This is a genomic window from Methanoculleus sp. UBA374 (assembly GCA_002508705.1).
Classification (GTDB): domain Archaea; phylum Halobacteriota; class Methanomicrobia; order Methanomicrobiales; family Methanoculleaceae; genus Methanoculleus; species Methanoculleus palmolei.
The window spans coordinates 5,959-21,133 of sequence record DAYL01000020.1 but is presented as its reverse complement, the minus strand read 5'-3'; the positions used below and the strand labels follow the sequence as shown (position 1 = coordinate 21,133).

Annotated in this window: 16 protein-coding genes; 9 read left to right on the top strand and 7 right to left on the bottom strand. The window is 63.2% G+C overall.

The genetic code is table 11. The features are described 5' to 3' along the window. Positions 1-415 precede the first annotated feature (415 nt). Positions 416-2,386 carry a copper-translocating P-type ATPase gene (locus tag BRA42_RS06870; protein ID WP_292406577.1) on the top strand — a complete coding sequence of 657 codons (1,971 nt, stop codon included), beginning with the start codon at positions 416-418 and terminating at the stop codon, positions 2,384-2,386. Positions 2,387-2,512: 126 nt separating this feature from the next. Next, on the top strand, positions 2,513-2,878 hold the full coding sequence (locus BRA42_RS06865) for a type II toxin-antitoxin system PemK/MazF family toxin (protein ID WP_292406574.1): 366 nt from the start codon (positions 2,513-2,515) through the stop codon (positions 2,876-2,878). Here BRA42_RS06865 and BRA42_RS06860 read toward each other — a convergent pair. Further along, positions 2,875-4,623 (bottom strand): PAS domain-containing protein, encoded by a 1,749-nt coding sequence (locus BRA42_RS06860; protein WP_292406571.1) that lies wholly within the window; start codon positions 4,621-4,623, stop codon positions 2,875-2,877. The two genes, BRA42_RS06865 and BRA42_RS06860, sit on opposite strands and share 4 nt — an antisense overlap. A 202-nt stretch (positions 4,624-4,825) precedes the next feature. Here BRA42_RS06860 and BRA42_RS06855 point away from each other — a divergent pair, with 202 nt between their 5' ends. The 3 genes from BRA42_RS06855 (at position 4,826) to BRA42_RS06845 (ending at position 6,534) form a co-directional block, all read left to right on the top strand. Continuing rightward, entirely contained in the window at positions 4,826-5,107 is a 282-nt protein-coding gene (locus tag BRA42_RS06855; RefSeq protein ID WP_292406568.1) for an acylphosphatase, read from the top strand. Between the two features lie 52 nt (positions 5,108-5,159). Beyond that, a complete protein-coding gene (locus tag BRA42_RS06850; protein WP_292406567.1) occupies positions 5,160-5,747 on the top strand; it encodes a nitroreductase family protein in 588 nt (195 codons plus the stop codon). A gap of 79 nt (positions 5,748-5,826) precedes the next feature. Then, on the top strand, positions 5,827-6,534 hold the full coding sequence (locus tag BRA42_RS06845; protein ID WP_342771681.1) for an alpha/beta hydrolase family protein: 708 nt from the start codon (positions 5,827-5,829) through the stop codon (positions 6,532-6,534). Between the two features lie 7 nt (positions 6,535-6,541). Here BRA42_RS06845 and BRA42_RS06840 read toward each other — a convergent pair whose 3' ends face one another. Next, complete coding sequence (locus tag BRA42_RS06840) at positions 6,542-7,246, bottom strand: glycerophosphodiester phosphodiesterase (RefSeq protein ID WP_342770360.1); 705 nt, start codon at positions 7,244-7,246, stop codon at positions 6,542-6,544. Between the two features lie 83 nt (positions 7,247-7,329). Next, positions 7,330-7,584: a DUF2795 domain-containing protein gene (locus BRA42_RS06835; RefSeq protein WP_292406557.1), complete on the bottom strand. Its 255-nt coding sequence runs from the start codon at positions 7,582-7,584 to the stop codon at positions 7,330-7,332. Between the two features lie 283 nt (positions 7,585-7,867). Between BRA42_RS06835 and BRA42_RS06830 the strand changes: the two genes are divergently transcribed. Continuing rightward, on the top strand, positions 7,868-8,656 hold the full coding sequence (locus BRA42_RS06830; RefSeq protein ID WP_292406554.1) for an ABC transporter substrate-binding protein: 789 nt from the start codon (positions 7,868-7,870) through the stop codon (positions 8,654-8,656). 89 nt (positions 8,657-8,745) lie between these two features. Continuing rightward, the gene (locus BRA42_RS06825) at positions 8,746-9,840 is read left to right on the top strand and encodes a DMT family transporter (RefSeq protein ID WP_292406551.1); all 1,095 of its coding nucleotides are present in this window, start codon (positions 8,746-8,748) and stop codon (positions 9,838-9,840) included. 65 nt (positions 9,841-9,905) lie between these two features. Here BRA42_RS06825 and BRA42_RS06820 read toward each other — a convergent pair whose 3' ends face one another. Genes BRA42_RS06820 through BRA42_RS06810 form a run of 3 tightly spaced genes read right to left on the bottom strand, consistent with a single transcriptional unit; the run spans position 9,906 to position 12,034 of the window. Next, entirely contained in the window at positions 9,906-10,592 is a 687-nt protein-coding gene (locus tag BRA42_RS06820) for an amino acid ABC transporter permease (protein ID WP_342770359.1), read from the bottom strand. Positions 10,593-10,600: 8 nt separating this feature from the next. Further along, on the bottom strand, positions 10,601-11,353 hold the full coding sequence (locus BRA42_RS06815) for an amino acid ABC transporter ATP-binding protein (protein WP_342686075.1): 753 nt from the start codon (positions 11,351-11,353) through the stop codon (positions 10,601-10,603). A 3-nt stretch (positions 11,354-11,356) separates the two neighbouring features. Next, positions 11,357-12,034, bottom strand: coding sequence for an amino acid ABC transporter permease (locus BRA42_RS06810; RefSeq protein WP_292406542.1), 678 nt, complete (start codon positions 12,032-12,034; stop codon positions 11,357-11,359). Positions 12,035-12,211: 177 nt separating this feature from the next. Here BRA42_RS06810 and BRA42_RS06805 point away from each other — a divergent pair, with 177 nt between their 5' ends. After that, positions 12,212-13,132 (top strand): aldolase, encoded by a 921-nt coding sequence (locus BRA42_RS06805; RefSeq protein ID WP_292406540.1) that lies wholly within the window; start codon positions 12,212-12,214, stop codon positions 13,130-13,132. Between the two features lie 4 nt (positions 13,133-13,136). Further along, positions 13,137-14,171, top strand: a complete 1,035-nt coding sequence (locus BRA42_RS06800) for an ATP-dependent 6-phosphofructokinase (protein WP_342770358.1) — start codon at positions 13,137-13,139, stop codon at positions 14,169-14,171. Between the two features lie 13 nt (positions 14,172-14,184). Here BRA42_RS06800 and BRA42_RS06795 read toward each other — a convergent pair whose 3' ends face one another. Further along, positions 14,185-14,955, bottom strand: a complete 771-nt coding sequence (locus tag BRA42_RS06795) for a DUF5518 domain-containing protein (RefSeq protein WP_292406534.1) — start codon at positions 14,953-14,955, stop codon at positions 14,185-14,187. Positions 14,956-15,175: the final 220 nt, after the last annotated feature.

Below are 15,175 nucleotides of genomic sequence, written 5' to 3'. Positions count from 1 at the left end.
CAGCCGGGACCACCTTCCTTTATCCTTGGAGGAATTCCATTTTCACAGGGAATACTCTATTCCCACACATCTCAAGCGAATCCGGACCATATTAGGGATATTCTGAAGTTTCTATAATCCCTGTTGGTGATTTTATACGAGCACGGACAGTATGCTCTTTCCCGGAATATATAAATCTGTCCATTTCCCCCGCCATACGGGGCTGTTCAGCAGGTCCCGCCGACCTTCCTTATGAGAACGGCCAGGTACGGCCGCCTCCGGCTTCTCCACGGGTAACCGATAGGTTTACGTCTCCTGCAGCCTGCCTCCCGCCGTGAGTGGATACGGGTGACACGGGTGAGGGAGATGTACAGGCAGCGTTACGTGCAGGGCGAGACCGACAACGTGGATTACCGGAAGCGGCGGAGGGACTGAGATGGACCACGACCACGAAATGCACCGTGCGGACGCCCACCATCACGCCATCGAGGACTTCCGGCGGCGGTTTATCGTCTCGACCCTGCTCACCGTCCCGATCCTCCTGCTCTCAGCGCCGGTCCAGGCGCTCCTCGGGGTCACCATCGTGTTCCCGGGCTCGGACTATCTCCTCTTTGCTCTTGCGACCCTGGTGTACTTCTACGGCGGCTGGCCGTTTCTTACCGGCATCGTTCGCGAACTCCGGGCGCGGACGCCCGGCATGATGACGCTCATCGCCGTCGCGATCACCGTCGCCTATGTCTACAGTTCGGCGGTCGTTTTCGGTATCGTCGGCACAGAGGGCTTTTTCTGGGAACTCGCCACCCTGATCGATATCATGCTTCTCGGGCACTGGGTGGAGATGCGTTCGGTCCTCGGGGCGTCCCGGGCGCTCGAAGAACTGGTCAGGGTCATGCCATCGGAGGCGCACCGGATCCGGGACGGCGGGACCGAGGACGTGCCCGTGGACCGGCTTATGCCGGGCGACCGGGTCCTCGTCCGTCCCGGGGAGAAGGTGCCCGTGGACGGCGTGGTGATTGAAGGAGCAACGAGCGTCAACGAGGCGATGCTCACCGGTGAGTCAAGGCCGGTCGGGAAGCGTCCCGGCAGTGAAGTCATCGGCGGGGCGATCAACGGTGAGGGCTCGGTCGTCGTCGAGGTCCGGAGGATGGGTGCGGAGACCTACCTTGCCCGGGTGATCGACCTCGTACGAAAGACGCAGGAAAGCCGGTCCCGGGCCCAGGACCTCGCCGATCGGGCGGCGTTCTTCCTGGTGGCAATTGCGCTCGCGGTCGGTGCGGTGACGTTCACGGTATGGCTCGCCCTCGGAGAAGGTACAGGGTTTGCGGTGGAGCGGGCCGCGACCGTGATGGTCATCGCCTGTCCCCACGCGCTCGGCCTCGCCGTCCCGCTCGTGATCGCGGTCTCAACGGCCCTTGCCGCCCAATCGGGGTTCCTGATCCGGGACCGAAACGCATTCGAACGTGCGCATGACCTCCAGGCAGTTCTTTTCGACAAGACCGGGACCCTGACGGAGGGGAGGTTCGGGGTCACGGATGTTCTCACCTTCGACGGCGCGGCAGAGGACGACGTACTCGGTGCGGCGGCATCGGTGGAGACGCACTCCGAACACCCGATCGCCCGGGGAGTGGTCCGGAGCGCGGAGAAACAGGAGCTTTCAACGCTTCCGGTGGAGGGCTTCCGGGCTATCCCGGGAGTCGGGGTCGAGGGAACGGTCGGTGGTCGCATTGTTCAAGTAGTCGGCCCCGGCTACCTTGCAGAGCAGGGCATAGCAGTCGATAACGGACGGATCGAACCGCTCCAGCAGCAGGGCAAGACCGTCGTCTTCCTGCTCGAAGACAACCGGCTCGTCGGGGCGCTCGCGCTCGCCGATACCATCCGGCCGGAGTCGGCGGAGGCGGTCCGTCGGCTCAAAGAGATGGGCATCCGGTGCATGATGCTCTCCGGCGACAACCACGACGTCGTGGCATGGGTGGCGGGGGAACTGGGCATCGACGAGTTCTTCGCCGGGGTTCTCCCCCACGAGAAGGCCGAGAAGGTCCGGGAGGTGCAGGAGCGCTACCGGGTGGCGATGGTGGGCGATGGGGTCAACGACGCACCCGCACTCGTGCAGGCCGACCTCGGGATTGCAATCGGGGCGGGGACCGATGTAGCCGTGGAGAGCGCCGATATCGTCCTCGTGAGGAACGATCCCCGGGATGCAGTGACGATCGTCGAACTTGCGCGGAAGACCTACCGAAAGATGGTCGAGAACCTCCTCTGGGCGACCGGCTACAACGCCGTCGCCATTCCGCTTGCCGCCGGCGTGCTCTCCGGCGCCGGTATCGTTCTCACTCCCGCGGCCGGGGCGGTGCTGATGAGCGCAAGCACCGTGATCGTCGCAATCAACGCCCGACTGCTCCGGGTATAGGGAAAGAGAGCGGCACCATACCAGCGCATCGGAGGGGTCGTATCCTCCTTTATCCTCGCTTATCTACCCGGCTCACCTGCATGCAACCGTATCCTCTTATGGTTCCCGCAGGTCTACCTGTATGCGATGGGACGTTACAACGGCGGCGACGTCGTTCTGGCCTCCGTACGCATCGGCGGTACCGGCGAAGGGAAGGTGCGCCCGGTGGTGGTCGTGACTGCAGAAGAGAGCGGAAACCTCGTCATCTGCCCGGTATCGAGCAGCCCGTCCACCGACGGGATCTCGATCCCCCTCTCGCTCGATGATTTCGCCCGGGGCGGGCTCGACCTCTTCACCGAGAGTTACGCCCTGACCGCATACCCCGCCGTCATCCGGCCGGCGGATGTCGTCGGGAAGAAAGGCACCCTGCTTCCCGGGACGCTTGCCGCCATTCGTGAGGCCATGCCGACGATGCACCGCCCCCTCCATCAGGGGAAGCGGTTTCGTTATTAGAGTTCGTATCGCTTCAGGAACTCCCGGATTTGCCGGGACTCCATCCACTCGCGGTCGAGCTCGAGGACCCGCGCGTTGATCCTCCTGACCTGCTCCCGGAGTTTTTCCGCGGACTCTTCGTCGTCGAGCAGGTCCGCAACCCCCATGATCACCTGGAGTGGGTGGCGGACGTGGTCGGCAAGAATAGCGAACTGCGCGATGTTGCGCTCGGTCATATCGAACGCCTGCTGCCGGAGCCGCTCGTAGAGGATTCGCTCGGAGATGTCCCTGCCGATGGCCTGAAACCCCACGATCTTCTTCTGCTCGATGATCGGCGACACGTTCAGTTCCAGTATGGCAGTCTCTCCGTTCTTTCGCCTGCCCCATACCTGGAGCCCTTCGACCAGCTCACCCCGGAGCACCTTCCGGCGCCCCTCCTCCCAGACCGGACGGCTTGAAGGGAGGAGGTAATCCTCCCATTCCGTCCCGATCATCTCCCCGGGCGAGTAGCCGAGGATGCGCTTCATCGCTGGCGAGATATAGTTCATCCCGTCGTCGAGGTACGACGTAACGATGAGATCGAAACTCCGCTGGGCAATGCCGCGGAACTGCTCCTCGCTCTCCTGGAGCGCCGTCTCTGTCCGCAGCCGTTCGATGATACGACCGAGCCGCTCCGCGACGGCGTCAAGCAACATCCGCTCTTCCGGCAGGAACGGTCCTTCAGCCGCCTCCGGTCTCTCGTGGAGGTACCGGACCTCAACCTCACCGACCCGCGTACCGTGAACGATGATCGGGCTCTCCTGTTTCCAGGGCGTCGCATCCGGGTCGCCCCGCCGGAACTCCCGCCCGTCGACCCGGATCAGCACTGCCGTATCGTCCGGGTACTGCCAGCCCGAGGGGAGGGTGTCGGCAACCGCCTGCAGGAGCCGGACAAGCGTCATTCCCGGCACCTCAACAAGGTGTGCGACGGTGTACAGACACTGGAGTTCGTCCATCCGTTTCTTCAATTTCTCCGTCTTCTCCCGGAGCGCCTCTTCCACCCGGTTCCGTTCGGTCACATCAAAGGCCGTCCCGGCAAGGCCGAAAATGTTCCCCTCTGCATTCCGGAGCGGCTTCAGCGTCAGGTCCCGAACACGAGATCCGTCTGCGACGGAGAACGGCACCGCCGCTCGAACGGTCTCTCCCGCTTCAAGGACCCGACGTTTGAGCGCGGTAAGAAGAGCGGCGTTGCCGGGAAAGGCTTCCTCGTCCCGCATACCGATGATGGATGCATCCGTGGCACCCAGTTGCTGGTTGTACGACCAGGTGTAGCGGAGGTTTTCATCCTGCACAAAGACGACCATCGGCGACCCGTCAAGCGCGGTCTTGAAGTGGTACGCGTCACGTTCTGCGGTGACGTCCCGGACCCTGAGGAGCCGGTGACCGATGGAGGCCGGGACCGGAAGGTCCGAGATCGAGAGCCAGCGCCAGGTGCCGCCGGGTGTCCGGACACGGCAAAAGATAGGGGGCATGTCCGCGTCGGTCTCCAGGGCCTCCCGGAGCAGGCGTGCGGAGGCCTCATCCTCGACGGCCGGCAGAAGGTGACGGGTAAAAAACGAGCGTACGTCCGTCTCGAGAACATTTTCTTGCTGGATATCAAATATTCGAAGGAGAGCCGGGTTGTACCAGAGAACCTTTCGGTCGTTGCCTACCGCGAGAAGACCGTCGCCGAAAGCGTTGAGCACCTCGGTATCGTAGGATATCCCATTGTGATGCGAGTCCGTCATGTCCCACCGGCGCCAAAGTGCAGTCGCCGTAGTGGTTGTGCTCCAGGGGAGCAAAAAAGGTTGTCATCCGGTTTGCCGATGATTCAGTGGGGATTTTACAGCATTCCTGCCCCCGGTGGTTCGAACCCGGCCATCGGTCCGGGCGGAAGAACCGGTTCCGGTGACCGGAGTTGATAAGACCTTCCGCTATTGAACTCTGTATATGGCGGTGCGAATGCACGTGACGGTCAGTGGAAAGGTACAGGGCGTCGGGTTCCGATGGGCTGTGGAGGACGAGGCCCGGGATCTGGGGGTCACCGGCTGGGTAAGGAACCTCCCCGACGGCCGTGTGGAGGCTGTCTTTGAGGGGGACCGGGAGTCGGTTGAGCGGATGGTCGAGTTCTGCCGCCGGGGTCCGGCCGCGGCACGGGTCGATGACCTGCAGGCAACCCGGGAGGAGCACTCCGGGGAGTTCGACGGCTTCTCCATCCGGCAAGGAAAATAGGAAGAGTCCTGCCCCACAGGCATAAATACCGGCAGGCCTCCAATGAAGGCCCATGTTGAAGGATATTGAACCGGTCGAGATCCTCTCCGTGATCCGGGAGCGCCGAAGCGTCAAGAACTACACCGACCGCGATCTCCCGGACGAGGCCATCCGGGCGATCATCGCTGCGGGTGTCCAGGCCCCGACTGCTCTTGGTCTTCAGCCCTGGCAGTTTGTGGTCGTGAGGGACCGGGGCCTGATGCGGAGGATGTCGGACTACTGCAAACCGCTCCTCGCGGGGAGGATCGGCGAGGAGGCACGCCCCGGGACGGAGGAGTTCCTTGCGGCGCTCACGACTCCGGAGTTCAACATTTTCTACAACGCCCCGGTGCTGGTCCTGGTACTCGGGGACCGGGGGGTCGCCTCAAGTATCCTTGACTGTGCACTCTGTGCAGAGAATATGATGCTTGCCGCCTGGGCGCTCGGCATCGGCAGTTGCTGGATCGGCTCTGCAGCTCTCATCCAGGAGAACCCGGAGTTCCTTGCGGCGTTGGAGGTCCCGGACGACCACCAAATTGTGGCGCCGCTGATCTTCGGCTACCCTGCTCCTCTGCAGCCGAAACGGGAACGACGGGAGCCCCGGATAACGTGGATCCCCTGACGCCCGCGATTGGCGTCATAACGGCGTCCGTGCGGGACCCGCCGCAAAGGACAAATAGCACGATATCCACCTCCCTCCCATGCTCGGAACGGTTGCGATTGAGATAAATGCGGACAAAACGAGTGTCGAGGTGCACCCGAAGAACGTCAAAAGGATACCGCAGATCGGCGAGGTCTACGATCTCGTCGAGATCGAGACGGACCGGGGGACGACCGTCTGCCATTATTACGCGGCAAAGGAAGCCCGGAACGGTGTCGTTATGGTTGGAGGGGCCGGCGGCGAGTTCGATACCCCTGCACGCGGCCTCTATCCGCGGCTGGCGCAGGACCTCCGAAACGACAGGATCAGCACGGTCCGGGTGCATTGCCGGAGTCCGACCAGCCTCGTGGAGTCGGTCGTCGATACTGTCCTCGGTATGAATTTTCTCAAGAGTCAGGGCATCTCAGCCATCGGGCTCGTCGGGTACTCGTTCGGGGGAGCGGTGGCGATCCAGGCGGCGGGCGACCCGGCGGTTCGGGCGGTCGTCGCCGTCGCCGTCGCCGTCGCCGTCGCCGCGACCGGGCCGGTCGCCGGACCGCCCGGTGATGCGGCGCTCCTCCTCCTTCACGGGGATGCCGATACGGTCGTCTCCCCCCGGTCCTCGGAGGAGATCTACCGGCGTGCCCGTGAACCTAAACGGCTGGTCATCTACGAAGGAGCGGGCCATACCCTCGATGAAGAGGTGGAGGGTCTGGATGTCGAGGTGAAGGCGTGGCTCCTCAAGCACCTGCCGGGGACGCTCGTCTGACCGTCCGTTACCCTGCCGGGGACGGGCTCTCCCGGGCCCTTCCTTCAAGATAGCGCCGTGCGGCGCAGGGGTCGTCGCTGGCAAACCCATCGACGCCGAGCCGGACCGCCTCTCCAAAGGAGTCTTCCGTGTTCAGCGTCCAGGGGACGACAAGCAGCCCGGCGTTGTGCGCCCGATCAATCACCTCGCGCACGACCAGGTTCCACCTCGGGAGGATGAGGTCTGCCTTCACCGAGCGGGCGAGTTCTATCGAGTCGCCGCCCTCTCCCAAGTAGATGAGGCCCGCCTGTACGCCGGGGAGGAGTTTCTTTGCCATCGCAACGCTCCCGGGATGAGACGAGACCAGAATGAGCCGTTCCGGTATCCGGTCCAGGATCGCCGAGACGATAATCTCCTCGGTCCCGGGCTCCTTGATCTCCACGATGAGCCCTGAATCGTTGCGGATGAGGTCGAGGACCTCCTGGAGCGTCGGGATGGTCTCGCCTTCGCCTGCATCCAGTTCCTTTAAATCTTCGATGGTGTAGCCTTTGACCGGTCCGACCCCGTCCGTCGTCCGATTAACGGTTGCGTCGTGGATTGCAACCGGGATGCCGTCCCGGGTAAGGCGCAGGTCGACCTCGACGAGATCGGCACACGCCATCCCTCTTTGCAGGGCACGCAGGGTGTTCTCCGGCGCGAGTGCCCTCGCGCCACGGTGTCCGACGATGAGCATGTCATGCCAGTACACACGGGATCAGATATAACTTGGCGGGGTCCGGCAGGTTCCGGAGAGGGTACCCGCCGCTAAAAGAAGGATTATTTCTGCTGGACCCTCTGGAACTCGGATTTTATGTCTGCAGGGTCTTTGTACTGCCGGTCTCCAAACTGGTTCAATGCATCGAGGACGGCAGGGGGTGCCTGACTCTCCTTTGCCCGGGAGATGAGGTCGTTTTTCGAGGCGGGGAAGTTGATCCCGGAGGTGCTGTCCTCGACGATCTGCGGGTCAAGTTCCCGTATGGCCCCGGCGACTTTTGACATCCCGCTCATGGCTGATTCTTTTATGCCTTTCATACGTTCTCACCACCGTATCCCGCGCTCCCTTCCGGGAGGCGACCCCCGATGGTCAGGGTGTGATAAATACCTATCGACTGTACGTCGGCGGGGAGCGGCTGGCCGGTATCGGTCGCTCTCCCGGGCAATAATCGCCACCGTACGGGACTTTCGAAAGGACCCACGGCAGAAATAGTGGTTTACTGCCTCTAGAAACGTCATCATCCCCGGTTTCCGGGAAAACGGCTCTCCGGCGGCGTAAATCAAAAGGTTCATTTTACTTATCTAACTAACCCTTTTCCCTATGAGAACACGTGGTATTCTTACGCTGCTCGTCTGTATCGTTGCGGTGCTGACAATCGCCGGTGCAGGGTGTACCGGCACGACCGACCGGACCGGTGGAGCGGGATTGAAAGACTCCTACATCGTCGGTATCGACGAGGCATACTTCCCCTATAGTTATATCGACAAGGACGGCAATCCCCAGGGGTTCGATGTCGATTCCATGAAGTGGATCGCCGAAAAGCACGGCATCAATGTGACGTTCGCGGACGTTGACTGGGACGCCATCATCCCCACCCTCCAGGCGGGGAAGATCGATATGGTCTACGCGGGGATGTCGATAACCCAAAAGAGACTGGAAGCGGTCAACTTCAGCAATCCCTACTGGACGGTCAACCAGGACGTCGCGGTTCGTGAAGACTCGAACGTGACGATCGACGACATTCTTGCCGGAAAAGTGGTCATCGGGGTGCAGCGGGGATGCACTGCCGAAACCTGGGTCGAGGATAACCTGGTCCGGAACGGTACGATGCCGAAAGAAAACCTGAAGCGTTACCCCGACACGCCGGCCGCCGTCAGCGACCTTGCGATAGGTAGGATCGATGCGGTCATGTACGACGACGTCTCGTTAAAGGACATCATCAGGGAAAAGTCGGCGAAGATCATCGGGTCCGTTGAGACAAAGGAGGATCTCGGCGTCGCCGTCCGGAAGGAGGACACCGCACTCCTCGAGTTCATGAACGAGGCGCTTGCAGAACTGCAGGCCGATCCCTACTGGGAAGAACTCAAAGCGAAGCACAACCTGAACTGATCGGGGACGTTTTGTCCCCCTTTTCACGATCTTCAACCAGTTCGGAGGTTCTTTTTCTGTACCCACGCAAACCCGCAAGCGGAGACCGCGTGAGGTTCACCCTGTTGCACTACCGTGCGCCCGTCCTCTGTGCCCTCGCGACGGCAGTCCTCATCGGGGGAAGCGCCCCGTTCACCAAACTCCTCATCGACGGGGCCGGCCCGCTCGCCCTCGCCGCGCTGGTCTCGCTCGGGAGTGGTTCCGGCGCCCTGCTCTTCTCCCTCGTCGGAGCGGCGACGGGCGCCCGGCGGAGCCACATGGAGGCGCCTCTTGAGAGAGGCGATATCCCCTGGCTCATCGGTGTGACGGTCTGTGGTGGTCTTCTCGCGCCGGTCACCCTGATCTTCAGCCTCCCCGGGACGCCGGCGGCGACGGCGGCGCTCCTCCTGAACTTCGAAGCCGTGGCTACGACGCTTATCGCTGCGGCGATCTTCCAGGAATCGGTGAGCAGCCGTGTCTGGGTTGCACTCGGGTGCATCACCGTGTCATGCGTCATCCTCACCCATGACCCGACGGGTGGTTTTGGCCTCTCCCTTTCGGCGCTCGGCATCCTGCTCACCTGCCTCTTCTGGGCCGTCGACAACAACCTGGGGCAGCGACTCTCGGTAAAAGATCCCCTCCGGGTCATCTCGGTGAAAGGGATCGGGGCCGGCGTCGTCACGCTCCTCCTCGCGCTCGCTGCCGGAGAGCACCTCCCGGACCCGGCCACGGCTGCTGCCGCAATGGTGGTCGGGTTTCTCAGCTACGGCGGCCTGACGAGCATCCTCTTCCTCCTCGCCCTCCGGGGTATCGGCGCTGCCCGGGCGGGTTCGCTCCTTGCCGTCTCGCCGTTCTTCGGCGTCCTCTTCTCGTTCGCACTCTTTGCCGAGAGTCCGGCGGGCGTGTTCTACGTCGCACTGCCCGTCATGGCCCTCGGTGCCTGGCTGCTCATCACCGAGGAGCATTCGCACCCCCACCGGCACCCGGCGACGGTCCATGAGCACCGCCACCGGCACGACGACCTCCACCACGACCACACCCACGCGGCCGGCGACCCGCCGCTCTCGGCGAGCGGCGAGCACTCGCATAGGCACGTCCATGCCGAACTCGCCCACGATCACCCGCATCAGCCCGATATCCACCACCGGCACACGCACCGGCGGTAGGACGGGGGCGGGCCTTTGAAAAGCCCGGGACATGGGAAATTCGTGCAGAATTCGTTCAAAAAAAGTTACATCTGTGCGGCGGTCGTGGCCCGGATCATCCCGGGGACGGCCACCCGCTTTTCGAGGATATGGACCGCCACGGTCGTGATCGTCACCAGGACGAGATAGACGATGCCGACGGCCGCAAAAGTCTCCGTATAGAGGAAATATTCCGTAGCTACCAGTTTTCCCGCTCCGGAGAGTTCGATCACCGTGAGCATGTAGGCAAGCGACGAGTACTTGATCAGGTAGATGAACTCGTTCGAGAGGCCCGGTATCGCCCGGCGAAGCGCCTGCGGCAGGACGACGCTCGTGATCGCCTGAGCCCGGGTCATCCCGAGCGCCTGAGCGGCGACCATCTGGCCGTCCTTGATCGACATGAGCGCACCCCGGACGTACTCGGCGTTGTACGCCCCGTTGCAGAGGATAAAACCGATCACCGATGCGGTGAACGCGGTGAAGGTTATTCCTATCGTCGGGAGGCCGAAGTAGAGGATGAAGAGGAGGAGAAGGAGCGGCGTACCCTTGACGAGAAATACATACATCCTGCAGAGCCAGGAGATGACGCGGCCGCCGTACTGCCTTCCCGCCGCAACGCCGATCCCGAGCGCGAGGCCGAACGGGGCGGAGCACGCGATCAACTGCAGGGTTACAACCAGCCCCTGCATCAGCGCCGGGAAGAGGATCTCGAAGATGAAGACTGCCTGGTCCATGCGTCTCTTCAGTCTCCCCGGAAAGTGTCGAGTCGGCCGATGAAGTCCTTCATCCGGGTGTACCGCGGGTCGTGCAGGAGCAGGTCCGGCGACCCCTGCTCGACCACCACGCCGTTCTCCATAAAAAGAACCTCATTTGCCACAGAGCAGGCGAACCCCATCTCGTGGGTGACGACGAGCATCGTCATCCCCTCACGGGCCAGCCGTTTCATGACCTCCAGCACCTCCCGGGTCAATTCGGGATCGAGCGCGGACGTCGGTTCGTCGAAGAGGATGACGTCCGGGTCCATGGCAAGCGCCCGGGCGATGGAGACACGCTGGGCCTGACCGCCGGAGAGCTCCGCCGGGTAGTGGTCGGCCCATTCTTCCATCCCCACCTGCCGGAGTTCGGTGAGCGCCTTCTCGCGGGCCTCCGCTTTCCCCATGCCTTTGACCTTGAGCAGCGCCAGTTCGACGTTTTTGAGCGCGGTGAGGTGGTCGAAGAGGAAGAAGTTCTGGAAGACCATCCCGATCTTCTGCCGGAAGTAGTTGATCCGGGCCCCCGAGTTCGTGACCTCCTCTCCGTCGAGCCAGACCCTCCCGCGGTCGGGTATCGTCAGCTGGTTGATGCACCGCAGAAGCGTACTCTTTCCCGTCCCCGAGGGGCCGATGAAGACCTTCGTCTCGCCTCTCCGGACATTGAACGAGACCCCCCGCAATACCTCCTTATCCCCAAAGGACTTGTGAACGTCCTCGACCTTCAGCACATACTCGTTGTTCATGTTCTACACCGTCCCGGCTCCGAATCCCGGGATTTCCACCCGCTTCTCCAGCCCGTGCAGCAGTTTGAGGCCCCCGTAATTCAGGATGATATAAATCCCCGCCGCAGCGAGGTAGATCGGCATCGTTATGTACGTCAGTGTGACGATCCTCGTCGTGATGGTGAGCAGTTCCACAACCCCGATGGCGTAGCAGATCGCCGAGTCGGTCAGCATGTTGGGGTATTCATTGGACCATCCCGGGAGAGCGATGCGCATCGCCTGGGGGAGAACGACGGATCGGATGGCGGTACGCCTGCTCATCCCGAGCGACCGCGCCGCGACCATCTGTCCTTCCCCGACGGATTGGATTGCACCCCGGAAGATCTGGGACTGGTATGCCGCCCCCCGGAGGCCCAGCACGACAACGCCGACGACGAACGCCGGGAGATGACCGAGCCCGAGCCCGGGGAAGATGCCGAACCAGAAGAGAAAGAGCAGGACGAGGATGGGAAGGCCCCGGAAGAACCAGACGTAGACCCCGATGACGGAGCGCACCGGGCGGGAGCCGTAGACCTGGCCGAGCGCCATAGGGAGCCCGAGAGCGAACCCGAGGGCAAGGGCGCTCAGAACAAGACCGAGCGTGGCGCCGATGCCCGAAAGAAGATATGGGAACCAGTCGATGAGGATTGACAGAACGTCCATTGGCTATCCCTAAGTTTGGTACGACGCCGCGTTCAACCGAAAGAACAGCGCCGAGTAACTACGAAAGAGTCTGACGGAAAGTGAAATAAACGTTCGCAAATGCACTCCCGGCCGCGAACGTAAACCCGGGTCCGGATTCCAGCAACACTTAAGTATGCGGGATGGGGAGAGAGGGGTATGCCACCTGCACCGGATATCAGAATACCTCTCGATGTGCCCGCCGAGGAGCGGGAGCGCTACCGGGAGAACTACCGGAAGATGACGCACGGCACCGGGAGGCTGATGCTTTTTGCCGGGGACCAGAAGATCGAGCACCTCAACAGCGATTTCTTTGGTGAGGGCATCCATCCCGACGACGCCGATCCCGAACACCTCTTCCGGATCGCGAGCCGGGCGAGGATCGGGGTGCTTGCGACGCAACTCGGGTTGATTGCCCGGTACGGCACGGATTATCGGGACGTGCCCTATCTCGTCAAACTCAACTCCAAGACCAACCTTGTCGCGACCTCCCAGCGCGACCCGTATAGTTCGGAACTCCACCGCGTCCAGCAGGTTGTCGACTTCAGGAACCGGACAGGGCTTCTCGTCCTCGGCGTCGGCTACACGGTCTACCTCGGGAGCGAGTACGAACCGGTGATGCTCTCGGAGGCTGCCCGGATCGTCAACCACGCGCACCAGAACGGCCTCGTCACCGTGCTCTGGATGTACCCCCGGGGCAAAGCGGTCAAGGACGAGCGCGACCCGCATCTCGTCGCGGGAGCGGCGGGCGTCGCGGCGACCCTCGGGAGCGATTTTGCAAAGGTGAACCCGCCGAAAGCGGGCGGGTCTCTCGATGCCGCGCTGCTCCGGGAGGCGGTGGCGGCCGCCGGCCGGACCGGCGTCGTCTGTGCGGGGGGGTCGCACGTCGGCACCGAGGAGTTCCTGCAGCACCTCCACGACCAGATCCATATCGGCGGCACGGTCGGGAACGCGACCGGCAGGAACATACACCAGCGGCCGCTTGAAGAGGCGGTCCGGTTCTGCAACGCGATATCGGCGATCACCCTCGACGACGCGGATGTGGACGAGGCGGTGAGGATCTGCGAAGGGAGAGGGTGACGGGATGACGACGGTCGGCATTCTCACGGGAGGAGGGGATTGCCCGGGTCTGAACGCGGTGATCCGGGCGGTCGTGCGGACGGGGGCAAAGCACGGGTTCGACACGATCGGAGTCCGGGACGGATGGCTCGGCCTCGTGGTAGGGAACGTCGAGCCGCTCACCGATTACTCGGTGACCGGGATCCTCCCGAAAGGCGGGACGATCCTCGGGACGTCGCGGACGAACCCGTTCAAGAATGAGGCGGACGTTCAGCGGCTGCGCGACAACATCAGAAAGTTCGGGATCGACGCGATTGTTGCAATCGGCGGCGAGGATACCCTCGGGGTCGCAAACAGACTCTCGCAGATGGGCGTCCCGGTGGTGGGGATCCCGAAGACCATCGACAACGACGTCGCCGCGACCGACTACACCTTCGGGTTCGACACCGCCGTCTCTATCGTCACTGAGGCGATCGACCGCCTCCACACCACGGCGGAGTCGCACCACCGGGTCATGGTGGTGGAGGTGATGGGCCGAAATGCCGGATGGATCGCGACCGTGGCCGGGATCGCGGGCGGAGCCGACGCGATTCTCATCCCGGAGATCCCGTTCGACCTCGACGAGGTCGCCAGCCACCTCCGGGCGCGCTACGAGCGGGGAAAGAAGTTCAGCATCGTCGTGGTCGCCGAAGGCGCCCAGCCGAAGGGGATGGCGGAGGCGATCACGCAGTCCGCCCGGACGGACGAGTTCGGCCACGCGGCGCTCGGCGGCGTCGGGAACTACCTGCGCGACGAGCTCGAAGAGCGGCTCGGGATGGAGGTGCGGGTGACGGTGCTCGGGCACGTCCAGCGCGGCGGGTCGCCGACGGCGCACGACCGGGTGCTCGCGACCCGGTTCGGGGTGGCGGCGGCAAACCTCGTCAGGGAGAAGGACTTCGGGAAGATGGTCGCGCTCCGGGGAGACGATATCGTCGCGGTCCCGCTCGAAGAGGCGGTGGCGCACCTCAAGACGGTGGACATGGACCTCTATGCGATAGCAAGCATCTTTTACGGGGGGTGAAAAAAGACCCCCTCTAATCCTCAGGGTATCTCAAATTCCTGCCCCGCTCTTCCCCAAACCTCGCCCGAACAGCCGCACCGGCAACCCCGCCGGCGGTCCCGAAGAGGATGAAGAGGTAGACCAGGGCGATCGCGACCATCCCCTCGAACGTGTCGGCGAACCCGAAATCGTGCAACGCGGTCCAGAGCAGCGGGATGAAGAAGAGGAGGCCGGCCCCGAAGAGTGCCGTGACAAAACCGGCTTTTAGACCATCTTTTGGCCTGCCCCCGGAGACATACCCCGCGGTGAATCCGCCGGCAAGCGGAGCGGCCACCACGACCAGCAGACCGAGGAGACCGGATACGAGGGCCAAACCGACGATGACGACCGTACCGACGGCGATCCCGTGCCACCCGCCCCGCTCCCCGGCGGCACCGTCTCTCCGGAGAGCGCTACGCACCGCACTTCCCGCCGCTCCGCCGATGGCGTTGTAGGGGAGGAGGAGCCCCGTGAAGATCAGGGGGTAGAACGCAAAGGTTGACAAGAACGAGGGGTCTCTCGCCGCCAGGCTCATGAGGGTCGCTGCGATCAGCGCCACGAGCACCCCGCAGACGGCGCCGGCAACGGCCCCGTCCCTGGCCCTTCCCCGGGTGAAGAGACCGGCGACAAAACCCCCGAAAAAGAGGAACGCCACCGTCATCACCGGGTCCGGAAGGAGACCCGACCGGCCGAGAAGAAAGACACCGCCGCCTGCCAGCGCTCCCGGAATCACCCCGGAGAAGCGGCCGGCGCTCAGCGATACCATAGGAGACTCTCACCGCGCCACTCGATAGCCTTTCTGATTTGTCCCTCTGCCCCCCGGAGCAGAGATATTATACGCGAGGCGGGGATGGAACTCCCCCGGGTTCCATCCACCGACTCGCCGTTCCTTGAGCCTGCACCATAAGCACCACGGACTACCGCCGGCGTGCCATCGCCTTTACCCGGGATATCATGCGGAAACCGGTGAAGACCCGGTGAAGACC